The organism is Peribacillus sp. FW305-BF15 (genome assembly GCF_058783805.1).
In genome coordinates this window covers 41,869-56,306 of the sequence record NZ_JBYSYV010000019.1, presented here as the reverse complement: position 1 = coordinate 56,306, position 14,438 = coordinate 41,869, and the positions used below count along the sequence as shown (strand labels likewise).

The 14,438-nt window shown below is 40.8% G+C and carries 15 protein-coding genes; 12 read left to right on the top strand and 3 right to left on the bottom strand.

The features are described 5' to 3' along the window. Positions 1-195 precede the first annotated feature (195 nt). On the top strand, positions 196-1,209 hold the full coding sequence (gene adhP, locus AC3WLU_RS19205) for an alcohol dehydrogenase AdhP (protein ID WP_098184993.1): 1,014 nt from the start codon (positions 196-198) through the stop codon (positions 1,207-1,209). A gap of 43 nt (positions 1,210-1,252) precedes the next feature. On the opposite strand, the gene AC3WLU_RS19200 is transcribed toward adhP, so the two are convergent. From AC3WLU_RS19200 to AC3WLU_RS19190, 3 genes are read right to left on the bottom strand one after another with little or no spacing between them, the layout of a single operon-like run. Then, on the bottom strand, positions 1,253-2,680 hold the full coding sequence (locus AC3WLU_RS19200) for a sigma-54-dependent transcriptional regulator (RefSeq protein ID WP_400450358.1): 1,428 nt from the start codon (positions 2,678-2,680) through the stop codon (positions 1,253-1,255). A 4-nt stretch (positions 2,681-2,684) separates the two neighbouring features. Further along, positions 2,685-4,298, bottom strand: a complete 1,614-nt coding sequence (locus AC3WLU_RS19195) for a sensor histidine kinase (RefSeq protein WP_492597748.1) — start codon at positions 4,296-4,298, stop codon at positions 2,685-2,687. Between the two features lie 12 nt (positions 4,299-4,310). Continuing rightward, positions 4,311-5,459, bottom strand: a complete 1,149-nt coding sequence (locus AC3WLU_RS19190) for an iron-containing alcohol dehydrogenase (protein ID WP_492597747.1) — start codon at positions 5,457-5,459, stop codon at positions 4,311-4,313. A gap of 271 nt (positions 5,460-5,730) precedes the next feature. Here AC3WLU_RS19190 and AC3WLU_RS19185 point away from each other — a divergent pair, with 271 nt between their 5' ends. From AC3WLU_RS19185 to AC3WLU_RS19135, 11 genes are all read left to right on the top strand, one after another. Next, positions 5,731-7,134, top strand: a complete 1,404-nt coding sequence (locus tag AC3WLU_RS19185) for a M28 family peptidase (RefSeq protein WP_492597746.1) — start codon at positions 5,731-5,733, stop codon at positions 7,132-7,134. Between the two features lie 235 nt (positions 7,135-7,369). After that, positions 7,370-7,795 (top strand): YwqH-like family protein, encoded by a 426-nt coding sequence (locus tag AC3WLU_RS19180; RefSeq protein WP_063577498.1) that lies wholly within the window; start codon positions 7,370-7,372, stop codon positions 7,793-7,795. Continuing rightward, complete coding sequence (locus AC3WLU_RS19175) at positions 7,796-8,083, top strand: YwqI/YxiC family protein (protein ID WP_034306007.1); 288 nt, start codon at positions 7,796-7,798, stop codon at positions 8,081-8,083. Further along, on the top strand, positions 8,080-10,236 hold the full coding sequence (locus AC3WLU_RS19170) for a T7SS effector LXG polymorphic toxin (RefSeq protein WP_492597745.1): 2,157 nt from the start codon (positions 8,080-8,082) through the stop codon (positions 10,234-10,236). Before AC3WLU_RS19175 ends, AC3WLU_RS19170 begins: the two co-directional genes overlap by 4 nt. A gap of 52 nt (positions 10,237-10,288) precedes the next feature. Continuing rightward, the gene (locus AC3WLU_RS19165; protein WP_187050422.1) at positions 10,289-10,531 is read left to right on the top strand and encodes an Imm59 family immunity protein; all 243 of its coding nucleotides are present in this window, start codon (positions 10,289-10,291) and stop codon (positions 10,529-10,531) included. Between the two features lie 110 nt (positions 10,532-10,641). Further along, on the top strand, positions 10,642-10,974 hold the full coding sequence (locus tag AC3WLU_RS19160) for a hypothetical protein (protein WP_222620064.1): 333 nt from the start codon (positions 10,642-10,644) through the stop codon (positions 10,972-10,974). Positions 10,975-11,293: 319 nt separating this feature from the next. Next, on the top strand, positions 11,294-12,316 hold the full coding sequence (locus tag AC3WLU_RS19155; RefSeq protein ID WP_413003039.1) for an ADP-ribosylglycohydrolase family protein: 1,023 nt from the start codon (positions 11,294-11,296) through the stop codon (positions 12,314-12,316). Between the two features lie 113 nt (positions 12,317-12,429). Further along, positions 12,430-12,858 carry a UCP033725 family protein gene (locus AC3WLU_RS19150; RefSeq protein ID WP_492597744.1) on the top strand — a complete coding sequence of 143 codons (429 nt, stop codon included), beginning with the start codon at positions 12,430-12,432 and terminating at the stop codon, positions 12,856-12,858. 108 nt (positions 12,859-12,966) lie between these two features. After that, the gene (locus AC3WLU_RS19145; protein ID WP_400450365.1) at positions 12,967-13,260 is read left to right on the top strand and encodes a hypothetical protein; all 294 of its coding nucleotides are present in this window, start codon (positions 12,967-12,969) and stop codon (positions 13,258-13,260) included. Between the two features lie 360 nt (positions 13,261-13,620). After that, positions 13,621-14,043, top strand: coding sequence for a hypothetical protein (locus AC3WLU_RS19140; protein WP_400450366.1), 423 nt, complete (start codon positions 13,621-13,623; stop codon positions 14,041-14,043). Between the two features lie 111 nt (positions 14,044-14,154). After that, on the top strand, positions 14,155-14,382 hold the full coding sequence (locus AC3WLU_RS19135; RefSeq protein WP_106027500.1) for a hypothetical protein: 228 nt from the start codon (positions 14,155-14,157) through the stop codon (positions 14,380-14,382). Positions 14,383-14,438: the final 56 nt, after the last annotated feature.

Here is a 14,438-nt window from a genome sequence, read left to right as displayed (position 1 = left end):
TTCGTCCAAATGGGCCGATCTTTCGGCACTTTTTTTTGTGAATGCTGTCGTCTTGGCCTTTTTGCAGTGGCATGGCACTTGCATCTTGTATAAGTAGTAGCAAGAAATAATATCCACTAGATTAAGGGAGGAATAGTAATCATGAATGTAAAACAAGGGGCAAGCACTGTAAATGCAAAACAACAGGTCAAGACAATGAAAGCGGCGGTCGTCAATGAATTTAACCAAAAACTTGAGATTAAGGAAGTACCGATTCCGGAATTGGAATATGGTGAGATATTAGTGAAAATTAAAGCCTGTGGCGTGTGTCATACCGATTTACATGCTGCACATGGTGATTGGCCGGTAAAACCCAAGCTTCCTCTTATCCCGGGACATGAGGGTGTGGGCATTATAGAAAAGGTGGCGGAAGGCGTAACTTCCTTGAAAGTGGGTGACCGTGTTGGGATCCCTTGGCTTTATTCGGCCTGCGGCGATTGTGAATATTGTCTGACCGGCAGGGAAACGCTTTGCCTGGATCAATTGAATGCAGGCTATTCCGTGGACGGCGGGTATGCGGAGTATTGTAAAGCACCAGCCAAGTATGTGGTGAAGGTTCCTGAAGGGCTTGACTTTGCGGAGGTATCACCGATTTTCTGTGCAGGTGTAACGACTTATAAGGCGCTTAAGGTATCAGAAGCAAAACCTGGCGATTGGGTAGCGATTTATGGAATTGGCGGATTGGGACATGTTGCCCTGCAATACGCAAAAGCGATGGGCTTTAATGTCATTGCTGTCGATATTCAAGATGATAAGCTTGATCTGGCAACGGAACTTGGGGCGGATTACACGGTTAATGGGCTTAAGACCGATCCTGTACAGGCCATTAAGGATAAGGTTGGCGGCGTGCAGGCATCCATTTCTGTGGCGGTTACGAAAAAAGCATTCGAACAGGCTTACAGTTCAGTCAAGAGGGGCGGCACACTTGTTGTAGTCGGATTGCCGAATGATGAACTTCCAATCCCGATTTTTGATACAGTGTTAAATGGGGTGACTGTAAAAGGGTCCATCGTCGGGACGAGAAAAGATTTACAGGAAGCTGTTCAATTTGCGGCTGAGGGTAAAGTCAGAACGAATATTGAAACAAGAAAGCTTGATGAAATCAATGACGTGTTTTCAATGATGGAAAAGGGAGAAATCAACGGCCGCATCGTATTGACGCTAGAATAGGAACAGAGGAGGAAGCCCTGGAACCGGGGCATCCTCCTTTTTATTATGTCTGGCTCTTCTCATTTAATATATAACGCAATTTCCTTATGGATATTTGCAAGCGTTTGGCAGCTTCATTCCGGTTGCCGTAGGTTTTTTGCAGTGCCTGCATGACGAGCTCCTTTCCAATTGTTGATTGAAGCTGTTTGATTTCCGTAAGGATTTCTTCAAGCATCAGTTCATCCTTCTCATTAAAATCAGCCACCAGCCTTTTTCGCCACTCTTCAAGAAGGTTTTCTGTTGACTGTATCTCAGGTGACACATTTTTGTCAGGTGTGATCTGGCTGTTGGATAGTGAGATATCATTGGCGGTTATTACTGACTTATTGTCTGCAAGAGTTAGCGTGCGCAAGACCACATTAGATAGTTCGCGTATGTTGCCTGGCCAGTTGTATTGCTGTAATTTTTCAATGGCTTCATTGGAAAATGAGATATCTCCATGACCATTTCTCTCAACCAAGTGTCGGACAAGCAACGGAATATCCTCTTTTCGGCTCCTTAATGGCGGGATATCCAGAGTCACGACGTTCAGTCGGTAAAATAGGTCTTCCCGAAATTTATTCTTGTCCACTGCCTTTTGCAGGTTTTCATTGGAGGCCGCCACTAACCGGGCGTTCGTCCGTAATGTCACGCTGCTGCCAACCCGCATGAATTCCCGCGTTTCCAAAACCCGAAGCAATTTGACTTGAATGGCCGGACTTGCATCCGCAACTTCATCAAGGAAAAGCGTCCCGTTCCCAGCAATTTCGAAAAAACCCTTTCGCAGCTGGGTCGCTCCGGTGAAAGCGCCCTTTTCATGACCGAATAATTCGCTTTCAAGCAGGGATTCAGAGATCGCTCCGCAATTGATGCCGATAAAAGGTTCATGGTTTCGGGGGCTGGCTATGTGGATGAAGCGTGAAAGCACTTCTTTCCCGCTTCCGGTTTCTCCTTCGATTAATACATTGACGGATTTTTGGGCAACCTTGAAGGCCGTTTCAATCAAATTCTTCATTAAAGGACTTTCACCGACAATGAGTCCTGAATCCTCGGCAAGCTTATGGATGAAATGCTGGTTCAAAGCTTCATTTTCATTCAATAGGTTGTCAATCTGCCTTTCCAGTACTTCAATATCCACGAAGGGTTTTTCCATGTAATCACTCGCGCCGAGTTTCATGGCATCAACAGCGGTCTTGACGGTGCTGTATCCGGTCATGATCAGTACCTTGCAACGCGGCTGAAGTCGTTTTAGATGCCGCAGGAGGGAAAGTCCATCGCAATCCGGAAGCTTCAAATCTATCATTGCGACATCAAAACGCTGCTGATTCCAGTCGATTTCATGAAACTCCTTCCCGCTATTCACAACTTGTACGAGGTAACCTTTCATCGTAAAAAGGCGGGATAGAAAAGTCCCAACCTCTTTCTCATCGTCTACCACAAGTAAATGAATCACCTTATCATCCCCTTTCCTCTCCTTGTATAGGAAGCCTCAGAAAAAAAGTGCTTCCATGTCCTGGTGTGCTCAAAACGTCGATCTTTCCGCCATGGTCCTTGGCGATGCCAAGGCTTACAGACAGCCCCAAACCTGTTCCCTTTTCACGGTCTTTAGTCGTATGAAAGGGATGGAATATGAAGGGAAGGCGTTCTTGTTCAATCCCCGTTCCGTTATCAGTCACCTGAACCACCATGAACTTGTTTTCTGAATAGGTAGCGATCGAAATCGATTTTTCCGTTTGCGCAGACTCATCCAATGCGTCCTTGGCATTCAATAGCAAGTTGATGATGATCTGTTCGATCTGCGGCTGGCTGCCCTTTATGAAAGGAAGGTCTTCCTGAAGGCTAAGATGGAGGGAGATTTGCTTCTTCCCAAGTTGGAACTTCAATAGGTTCAGAACCTGGTGAATGGCTTCGTTAATAGAGTAATAGTGGAACCTATACTCATCCTGCCTAGAAAAGGTAAGCAGGCTTTTCACGATTTGCCTGCATCGGTCCCCGCAAATCTTAATGTCGTCCAATAGCATATAATCCGGATTGTCCTGTGGGGTTTTCCGTAATAAAATTTGCGAGTTACCAAGAATGGCCGTTAATGGGCTGTTCAACTCATGGGCAATCCCAGCTGCCATTTCACCAATCGCCCCAAGTTTACCGGCATGTAATAGCTGGACTTCCATCTGTCTTCTTTCGGTGACATTTTTATAATAAGCAATGACCCCATATACTTGATGCTCCTTATTCTGAATCGGGTAAGCATGCATTTCCAAGATGGTATCATGCTGAAGGAGTATTTCCTGAAACCCTGGCTTATTAAATGAAAAGGTATCTTGAATCAGATTTTGTGATTTTTCAATTAAAGGAACCAAGTTGGAAAAGCCCCTGGCTGAATCATTGGATTGATAGACCTTTCCTTTGTGATCGAAGACGATGATCATATCTTCAACTGCCTTGAATGTATCCTCCCACTCCTGTTTGGAATGAAGAACTTCCTTATAAAGCTGGGCATTCTCCAAAGTTAACGCAAGCTGATTGGATAGTTGCTCAAGAAATTCGAGTTCATCTTCCTGCCATGTTTTCTTTTTCTTCCTGCCGAAAGTCCAAATTCCGATTTTTTTACTTTTTCCGTATAAAGGGACTAATAGAAGTGATTCGATCTCAAGGGATAATAGACGATCCTTTTCTGGGAAGTCCGGTAACTGGTTAACTTCCACCTGAATCGGCTGCTTTTCTTTCAAGGCCGATGAGAATTCCTGAAAAGGGTGTAACAGGTTTTTGGGATCCATTTCAAGATCGCAGTGACCATTAGGGCAGATGTGAAGCAGGGCAGGTTCTTCCTCGTACAATATGACAAAATGACTGTCATCGAAGGTAATGAGCTGCTTAAGTTTTTCAATAACATTTCGGAGAATCTCTTGGATGTCGATTTCCATATTCATATTTTTTGTGATGTCATTCATGATTTCAAGCTGCATATTCTTCTTCTTCAGCTGATCCACGGTTTTCTTAAGTTCCGTGTAATACGTTTTTTTTGAAGATTTAACGCCTGTCATTAAATCTATCAATTCATGTTTGTTCATGCTTTTCACCTCTTATAGGGCTGTAAGAAGCAGCTGATTAATCTGTTCTAATGACATATCACGGGGGTTTGTGATCATGCAGGCATCCTCAAGAGCGGTCATCCCTATGGGATCTATCATTTCTTTCGTAATGCCGACATCACTTAAACTCTTGGGAGCCCCTATATCCCGGGATAATTCCCTTACGAAGTGAATGGCAGCCATTCCTGCTTGCTGCTCCGTCAATGCCCGTGTATCGATGCCCATGATGTTTGCAATCGCGCTGAATCGCCTTGGTGAGGCAATTCGATTGAAATCCATGACATGGGGAAGGAGTATCGCATTGATTTCACCATGCGGAAGGAGGTACTTGCCGCCTATGGCATGTGAAATGGCATGAGCAGCTCCCAAAATGGCATTCGAAAAAGCCAGTCCAGCCTGCAGGCTCGCCATCGCCATCGCTTTTTTTGCTTCCTCATTATGCCTGGATGCAACAGAGGGGCGTAAGTGGCGAGAAACGATGGAAAGCGCGTTTTTAGCTTGTACATCGGTCAAAGGTGTCGCAGCGATTGAAACATAGGATTCAATGGCGTGGGTTAAAACATCCATTCCGGTAGCTGCGGTCAAATCCGGTCCCAAGGTGGTTAAGGTAGCAGGATCGACTATTGCAATATCGGGGACGAGTGATTTTGAAATGATCGTCATTTTTTTCTCGCGGAATGAATCGACGATCACCGAAAACTGGGATACTTCCGAACCCGATCCTGCAGTGGTCATGATCATCACCATGGGAGGGAGGGGAGAGTGGACTTTATCAACACCTTCATAATCACTGATGATGCCGCCATTCGTTACTAAAAGGGCTACCCCTTTGGCAACATCCAAAGCACTGCCTCCGCCCAAACCGATGATGGCATCACATTCTTGTTCTTTAAATGTCAAACAGCCGGCTTCGATCTCCCTGTCCTTCGGATTGGTTGTCATTTCAATGAAGGTAGCAAAAGCAAGGCCTGCATCTTGGCAGGATTCAATGACTTTATCCAACCAGCCAGCATTGGCCACCCCGGAGTCGCTTACGATCAGCGCCTTTTTGGCACCCAGCCGCAAGCAGGCCTCGCCAGCTTGTTCAATCGAGCCTTTACCGAAAATCACTTCCGGCATCACGAATTTAGTTATCGACATCTTTGCGCCTTCTCCCTGTAAAAATTCAATATCTTCTGTATTATTTTCCCGAAAAAGTGCGAAAATCCTGTTTGGATTACAGGTATTTTTATATAATATGACAAAATATCGAATGGATAAGGTCTTTTGATGCAGGTCAAATAGCTTGGTAATTTCTTGTATTTGTAATTTCGGTACTTTAGACATGCATGAATAGGGATAAACCTACCTAGTTAGTAATTTCTATATATTGTAAAATCGTGGTAGAAACTATTAAACTGGGAGGCATTCTATGAAAAAACAATTTCTGTCGTTAACATTAATCACAGCATTGACACTCGGGACAGCCGGGACAACCACCGCATTATCAGCGCCACATTCATCGCCGGTGCTATCAGCGCCATCCACGGACAAGCAAGTCATTAAAAGAATCGATGCCGATAAAATCTACAAGAATATTGAATACCTCTCACAAACACCTCGGGTGGCCGGTACGGATTCTGAGTATAAAGCCGTCCAATTCATCAAAAATCAGTTTCAATCTTATGGCTATAAAGCCGATATTGAAGAGTTCAATTTTTTATCTTATACAGACCCAAATTTGGTCGAGCTGTCCGTTGCCGGATTCGATGGGGAAATCCAAGCGAACCATTTAACCTATTCAGTTAATGGGGACCTATCCGGTGAAGTGGTATATGCCGGTTTAGGAACAAAAGAAGAGCTTGAGGAAACCGATGTTGCAGGGAAGATTGCCCTTATACAAAGAGGGAACCTCACTTTTGCAGAGAAAGTATTGAATGCAGCGGAAAAAGGGGCAGCGGGAGTCATCCTTTTCAATAATGCAGATGGGGAATTAAACGGGACACTCGGAGAGGATAATGACAAGTATATTCCATCCGTCACGATCACCAAAAAGGATGGAGAAGCCCTTTTGGAAAAATTGAATGATGGAGTCAAATTGACAGCATCATTAAAAATTGAAGGAGCCCATTCAGGAGAAAAAACCTCTTATAATGTAGTGGCAACGAAAAAAGCAACAAAGAACAATAAAGCAAAAAAGAGCGATATCATTTATATTACTGGACATCATGATTCCGTCGCGGGGGCACCCGGAGCGAATGATGATGCATCTGGAACATCCGTCACCCTTGAACTTGCTCGTGTTCTGAAGAATCTTCCTACAGATACGGAAATTCGCTTCGTCACCTTTGGGGCAGAGGAAAATGGATTGTTGGGTTCGGAGCATTATGTGAGCAATCTCCCTGATGATGAAATCAAGCGGACCATTGCCAATTTCAATCTGGATATGGTGGGAAGCAGGGATGCCGGAGATTTGGTCATTTTGACTAATGATGGAGAAATGAACCTTGTAACCGAGCTGGCCCAGGCATCAAGTACAAGACTGAATGGTGAGCCGACTCCATATGGACAAGGCGGGAGAAGTGACCATGTGTCATTTGCTGAGGCTGGAATACCCGCTGCTTTATTCATCCACAGTCCATCAGAACCTTGGTATCATACTCCTGATGATACCATTGATAAAATCTCAAAAGAAAAGCTTCAAGATGTTGCTGAAATTGTCGGCACAGCTGTCTATGACCAAGCAAAAATCGAAGCTAAAAAACCTGATTTCAATCATAAAAAAGGGAAAAAAGTGAAAGTTCCGCATTTATTTGGCGAAAAGGAATTCAAATAATGCAGTAAATATTCAGAGGGTGCAGCCTGCACCCTTTCTTTATGTTTAAAAATGGAAATGTGAGGGTAAAAAGTCTAATTTGGAATTGGAGCGTGCGGGCTGAATCTCCTAATTCCGTAGCATAAATAGCTTATTTATCCCTATTTAACTCTAAGACTATAATCCTTATAATAAAAATTATGAAAAATATGACAGTCTACATAATGAGAATAGTATGTTTGAGGTGATTTTTTAGGTGTATGCAAATTCATTGAGTGAAATTCACTCTGCCCTCTCCAGTAAAACTTCCGATGTGAATGAAAAAATCAATCGTTTGGAGCAGGCAAAAAGACAAATCAAAGAAGAACAGAATGCTTGTCTTGGGGAAATAGCTAAAATTAAAAACCCGGACTTGGCAAAAAGCTGGACGGGAAACCGGGCAGAAGACTTTCAAGATGCCCGCAGTGATGCATACAAGGCAATGTCAACGATCATTCATGATGATTATGATGACTATCAAGAGAAAATCGACGGTAAAATCATGATGCTTAATATAGAGAAAAAGGCTCTGAGTGCAGCAGGTACGATAGCACATGAAGCGGATGTTCTTTTAGGCAAAGGAGAAGCCGTCATAGATCAATTGGAAAGTAAAATATCATATTTAAAAGGGTGGTTGTTTTAAATGACGACAATCAAACTGAATCATCCTGCCGTAACGAAGCAAGTCGATCAAGTGAAGACGGCACTTGGTACAGTCACGCTTGGAAATTTACCGGCAGGCGAGCTTGGCAACAATAAATTGGAATTCACCTCGAAATGGATCGATCGCGAAACGAACCTGGAGAAGGTCTTTGAGCAATATATCAAAATCGTCCAGAAAAATGTGGAAGATACCCGTGCTAACATTGACTTATTAAAAGAACAGGATGAAGCCATCGCCCATACGTCTTCACATGGGTATCAGCGATGAAGATATTTGAATCCGAGACATTGACGGCCGCAACCAAGTCGCGCGCCAAGCAATATGAAGAACTAAAGAAGGAAGTCACAGCCCTGAAAAAGGAATTTCAGGGCATTGTCGGCCTGGATGACGAGTTCCAGGGAGCCGGTGCTACCGCCATCAAAAGCTTCTATGAAGCACAAATCGAGGTGGCGGACGCCTGGATGGAATTATTCACAACCCAGATCAGTTTTTTGGAAGGCATACGGGCCAGTCTGGAAGAAGCGGACCTCTCCGGAAATACGGTGGTCGAGGTCCCCTTTTTAGATGGCGAAGTCTCAAACGGCATCAACCAAGCGAAGTCGCTTGTCGATCAACAAGCGAACGATCTTCAAAGGATCCTGAACAGCATTGACGATATCCTGCCTCTTGATATGTTCGACCAAAAGGACTTTAATGAAAAAATCACGCTGGCCGGGCACAGGATGGATGACACCGTGACAAAGGTCGAGAATGTCGACCGGCAACTGGTCGAGGAATATGATGTGTCCATCGGGCAGGAAAACGTGGCCGTTGGCCTCTTCCGTGCCCTGCTTGATGCCACCAAACAGGACGGCCACGTTTCGCCGATGACATTCAACCAATCGGCATTCAAGAGCAGTGACGTCTATCAAGTGAAGGATGAAGTCGCCGGTCAGATGAAAGACTATCAAACCTTCAAAAAGGAACAAGCAGAAGCCCGGAAAATCGAACAGGAAATGGAAGAACTCGAAAATCGTCCATGGTACGAAAAGGCCTGGGATACGACAAAAACCTTTACAGGGGAATTCACGGGATATTATGATTCAATCAGGGCCTCGACCGGAGTCGATCCAGTAACGGGCCGCAAGCTGTCCGATGCCGAACGAATCGCCGCCGGCGCCATGGCCGCCGCTGGATTCATCCCCGTCGTCGGCTGGGCCGGACGGGCCATCAAAGGCGGCAACGCCATCTACAAAACGGCGAAAGGGCTCAACGCAGCAAACCACGCGCTCGATGCCTATAAAACGACAAAAGGCTTTAGCCTCCTCCAGAAAACCGAATACGGAATATACGGGCTCCTCGCAGCCAACGGCCTCGGTGAAGCGGCCACCGGCAAAGACATGTTCGGCAACCAGCTAACCGAGGAACAGCGCCAGAACGGGCTGTTAATGGCACTTGGAATCGGCGGTGTGGCAGGTGCGGCTAAAGTCGCCGATAAAGTAGCAAGTGGTACAAAGTTCGTCCCTTACAGCAAAGAATTTGCGCAAAAGCAGGTTCAGTATGCAAAAGCTACAATAACAGACATAGCGAGATCAGGAAAAACCACGTTAAAAAATATAGGTGAAGAAATCGGTAAAAAAGAGATCCCTAAACGGATAAGTATGGAACAAGTATCCCTCGCAGGAGGACCAACCCTTCCCCAAGTTGTGATGGAAAAGCAGACAATTAAGGAAGCCTATCAGAAATTCACGGTGAAGGATAGCAAAGTAGAGGGTGTTTCAGGGGAGAGTATTTCTAAGGGTACGGTTAAACATGTAGAAAACTTATTAAAGAAATCGACATGCAATGCAGTTGAGCTTAAAACTTATCTCATGAAAATAGATGAATACAAAGGAACAAATTATGCTGACAAATTTGAATCATTTGGTAAGTGGCCTGAGGACATCCAGATACCCAAAGATTCTAGCTTACTGAATGCAGATGGTTCAATTAATTGGTCAGAAGTTCCTCAAGGTGGATATGTGCTTGATAAGAATGGAAATGCAATAAAAGAAGAATTTATACCTAAAGTAGGGGGAATCATTGATAGGTACGGGCCACCAAATGGTAGATATACCTCACCAGTTATGGATGGAAAACCGTATGAATATGTACAGAGGTCATTGCCTTATGTTGAGGATGCGACGAAATATCATCAGTACAAAGTAATAGGGGATTTTTCAAGATTAAAAGAGTATGTTATGAATTGTACGGATAAAGAATTAAAGATGAAAGTAGAAGCTCAAATTGAAAGGTACTACAATGGAGATTACAGTAAAGTTTTAACCCAAAAAGGAGGAATTGCAGAAGGTTTTGGGTCACCAGGAGGTGGAATACAATATGAACTTCCTTTACCTGTAGAATGGCTTGAGGGGTTAGGGATGTTAAAAGAAATTAAGTAATCAATTCAAAAAGATATTTTTCTATTTATTTAAATTAAAGGAGAATAAACAAATGACACAACAGGAAGCAAAAGAAATAATCGAGCAAGAGAAATTAAAAAGATATAATTGGTTTAATGAACATCCACAAAGAGAAAATGAGGTAGGAATTAGAGTTGATGGTGATCAATGGGTAGTATATGTAACTGATGAAAGGGCTAGTGTGGTTACAGGTTCTATTACAAAATTTAATAATGAAAGTGATGCTTTAGAAAACTTTATAAAAAGATTAAGAACGGAAAAATTATTGTTTTAGTCTCCAAGAATAAGTAATGAAGCGTTTAAGATGAGGTTACCTAGTGCCGATTATAACCATCTTTCAAACCTAAAATACCAACCTAAGGAACTCATATAGAAGTTTTTTAATTGTTTTACCGCACCTTCAAATGCTTGAATTTTTTTAACCTGAATAATAATAATGGTCAAGATGCCGAATTTGTTCAATGGGGTAGTGGTAAAATGACACGAAGTGAATATGAAAATAAGATAAAAGAGTTAGGTGTAGATTTACAAGAACTCAATATTGTTATAGGAAGAAAAACTAATGTACCAATTTCAACAGGTTGTTACTTTGAAGATGGAAATTGGATATTGTATGATGTGGATGAAAGACAAAATTCTTCAATTATCGAAAGAGGTTACGAGGATCGAATTTTCAAATTTTTATATATGATAACGATGGGGAAAATAGGAAAGTAGAATTATTGGAGATAATCCAATTGATTTAAAAACCAGACTACTTAACCAAAGCTCCAAAACCATTGCAAGCCGTGGTAACAGAGTTAAGATTATCGAAAATGAAAACCGTATGTATTTTGCTAGAATAAAATGAAACCTTGAGTGGCTAAAGCCATTCAAGGTTTTTTTATAAAAGGGAAAAACCTATAGTAATTTTGTAGTATAGGTGTTAATTTGTATAAAACCAAAGTGTTACCTTAATCAATTAGTAGTACATTGAATTTAGCAAGGAGTATAGAAGCAGACAAAATGGTACTTAAACAAAAAGTAGGTGTAATGAATGACAAGCAGAAGAATGGTAGACAGATGGGAAGACGATAGTAAAAGTTTTTTGAGATATAATCTAAAAAAAAGAATGTTACCAAGTCTGTATGGCGGTATTGTTGGAGACTTGCTTGGTGTCCCAGTTGAATTTAAAAAAAGAGGGACTTTCACTATTAATGATATAACGGGATATGGAACCTATAATCAGCCGCCAGGCACTTGGTCGGATGATACTTCATTAACTTTATGTTTAATTGAAAACTTAATTGAAAAAGGCGATTCAGCGGAGCTCATGCAAAAATTCGTTCAGTATATGGAATCTGGTTATTGGACCCCGCATCATGAAATGTTCGATATTGGCAGATCGACCAGTGAAGCCATAACCAAGTTTAGGAATGGAACCCCGGCACCAGAATGTGGCGGAAATGCCATGTTTGATAATGGAAATGGGGCGTTGATGAGGATCGCTCCAGTAGCATTTATCCTTTTTAATAACTTTAATTTCATTGAAAAAATCCAAACCATTAAAAAATATACGGAAGTTACACATTCTCATCCGCGTTCTGTGGTAGGTTCCATTATTTATGTCGAGTTTTTACTTAGACTTTCTTATAATAATTCTCCTGAAGTTTCAAAAAGGGAAATAAAAGAACTTTTTGATGAGAATTTTGATAAAGATCATATATACCAAAAAGAGCTTCAATCCTATTCAAGGATTTTTGAGGAAGATTTCTTTTCATTACCACATGAAGAAATTCAGTCAGATGGTTATGTCGTTCATACGTTGGAAGCAGCCATTTGGTGCTTAGGAAATTCAGATTCATTTAGCGATGCCGTTTTAACAGCAGTGAATCTAGGGGATGATACGGATACAGTAGGTGCCATTACAGGGACAATGGCAGGTATGTACTATAAAATGGACGACATTCCTAAAGAATGGCTTGAGAAAATCACAAGAAAAGAAGATATCGATGAATTAATCAAGCAATTCCATAGTTTTTGTGCAGATAAAGCAATTAAAGAAGAGTATGGGGCTTGATGTAAATCCCCCATATAAACATAAAAACCCCCCTATAAAGGTCCTTTATAGGGGGTTTTTATGTCCAGAGTCCAGTTTATGCTATGTTAAACGGGAAGCGAAGCAGTTTTAATTTGGGTGATGGAAAATTAAATAATGGAGTGTGTGGGAAAATGCTAAGAAAAGGTGAGTATACGATCTATAATGGGAAAGAGTATAGATTCACAGAATCTGATACAGTAGAAGCTATTGAATTAATTAGCAATGATAAAAAAGATATGGACAATGGTTTTACTTATTACAAAAATAATATTTACACGAAAATGGTAGGTGTAAGTGAAGTTAAAGAATTATATTCTATTAATCCCTATGCTGTTTATAAGGGAGAACTGTTTCCGGCATCAGAAGAAAGCAAAACCGGAAAAGTATTGTTGGTTACAACAAACACTGAACTTGCTAAAAAGATGGGGTTTAAACGAACAGATAAATATATGTACTCCAAATCTGTGGAATGGGATGAAGTGAAAATAATCGAGGAGAGGAAACCTTATTCATTAGATTAATTTCCACATTTCAAACTCGATTAATATTTATTGCACTATCCCCTCTAATGAGCTTTGGAACTGTTTTGTTAAGGGTCTCCTTTATAGGCGAGTAGATAGGAATATGAAATGGATAAGAAAAAGCAGTTAATCGATCAATTAAAAGTTGTGATAAATAATCTTGAAAAAGATTATAGTAATGAAATTACTAGCGGCGTTTTTCAACTTATATATATTAGATATAAGAATGCATTGGATGTAATGGAGTGTAATGAAGATATAAGGGAATTAAATATTATTGGCGGCGTAAGGGCTTATATGGATAGTTATAATGACTATCAAAATCCGTTATTAGGAGAATTACATAAAGCTGAAAACTTACATAAAGAATTGCATCTTGTATTAGACTTAAACAAAAAGTAAGTGTAAGGAATAGCAGGCAGAAGAATTGTAGACAGATAGGAAGCATAAACAAGAGTTTAGCTATTAAGAAAAGAGTATTACCGAGTATGTATGGCGGTATTATTGGCGATGCTTGGTGTCCCAGTTCCCAAAAAGGGGAAACTGCAGAAGTTCTCATTGCTTTGTCTCCTCTTATCCTGTCAATAAAATCTTGTAAGGCTTCACTTTCTTCTTTGTATATAATGTACTTTAAAAGTTTATTGTGAATATGAAAAGATATTAAAAGAGGCTCTAGTGTTATTAAACAATTTCAAATTAACTAAAGCTGAGCATATTGAAGCGATAGGAGTTGCTGATTTATTTTGAAATGGGGATTCGCTAATGAATAACTTAAAAAATGGAATAATGATAATAGATGGAATTGAAGTAAAACAAGATACAAATTTAGATTTTTTGGAGAAGTCATTTTCAAAAAATCCTAATTTTGAGGTTAGGAAAAGGCAGGCAAATGAAGCAACAGTTGGATCTTTAAGGCCTATACAATTGGGAAGCAAAAGATTTTCTGTTAGAATTTCTTTCGAAAATAACATAATACAAGGAATACGCTTAAAAGTTAGTGATCCATCCATTAACCAATGGGACTATGAAGAAAAACTTTCGCAGCATGGCGAATGGCTTACAGAGCAAATTGGGTATCCAGAAGGTATAATGTCTGAAAATGTTTTCGAATGGGGTAAGATTACGCAATGGTATGATCCAAGGTCATGTGATGCAGGAATCAGCATACTATATTTTCAAAGATAAAAAGAAAAAGGTGTATATCCGAATCGTCTAAGAAGATAACTCGGATTATATATTTCTTGAGGTTAAGTATATAAAAGAAAATGTACATAATTAGACGAGAAGGGAATTAATTTGAAAAAGTTGGAATTGGAGAAATTATTAATTAAAGATAATGTTCCAAAAAATCTATATAGCCTTAATGGTGGACTACATAATGAGGTACTTTGCTTAAATAAAAGAGATAATATTTTGGAAGTCTATTATAGTGAACGTGGGTTGAAATCAAATTTAAAGAAATTTGATACAGAAGATGATGCATGTGAATATTTTTATAAAACAGTTTTGGAACTTCTGAATTAATATTCATTCTTCAATACAAGTGACATTATAAAATATTAAATAAGATCAAGTTAGAC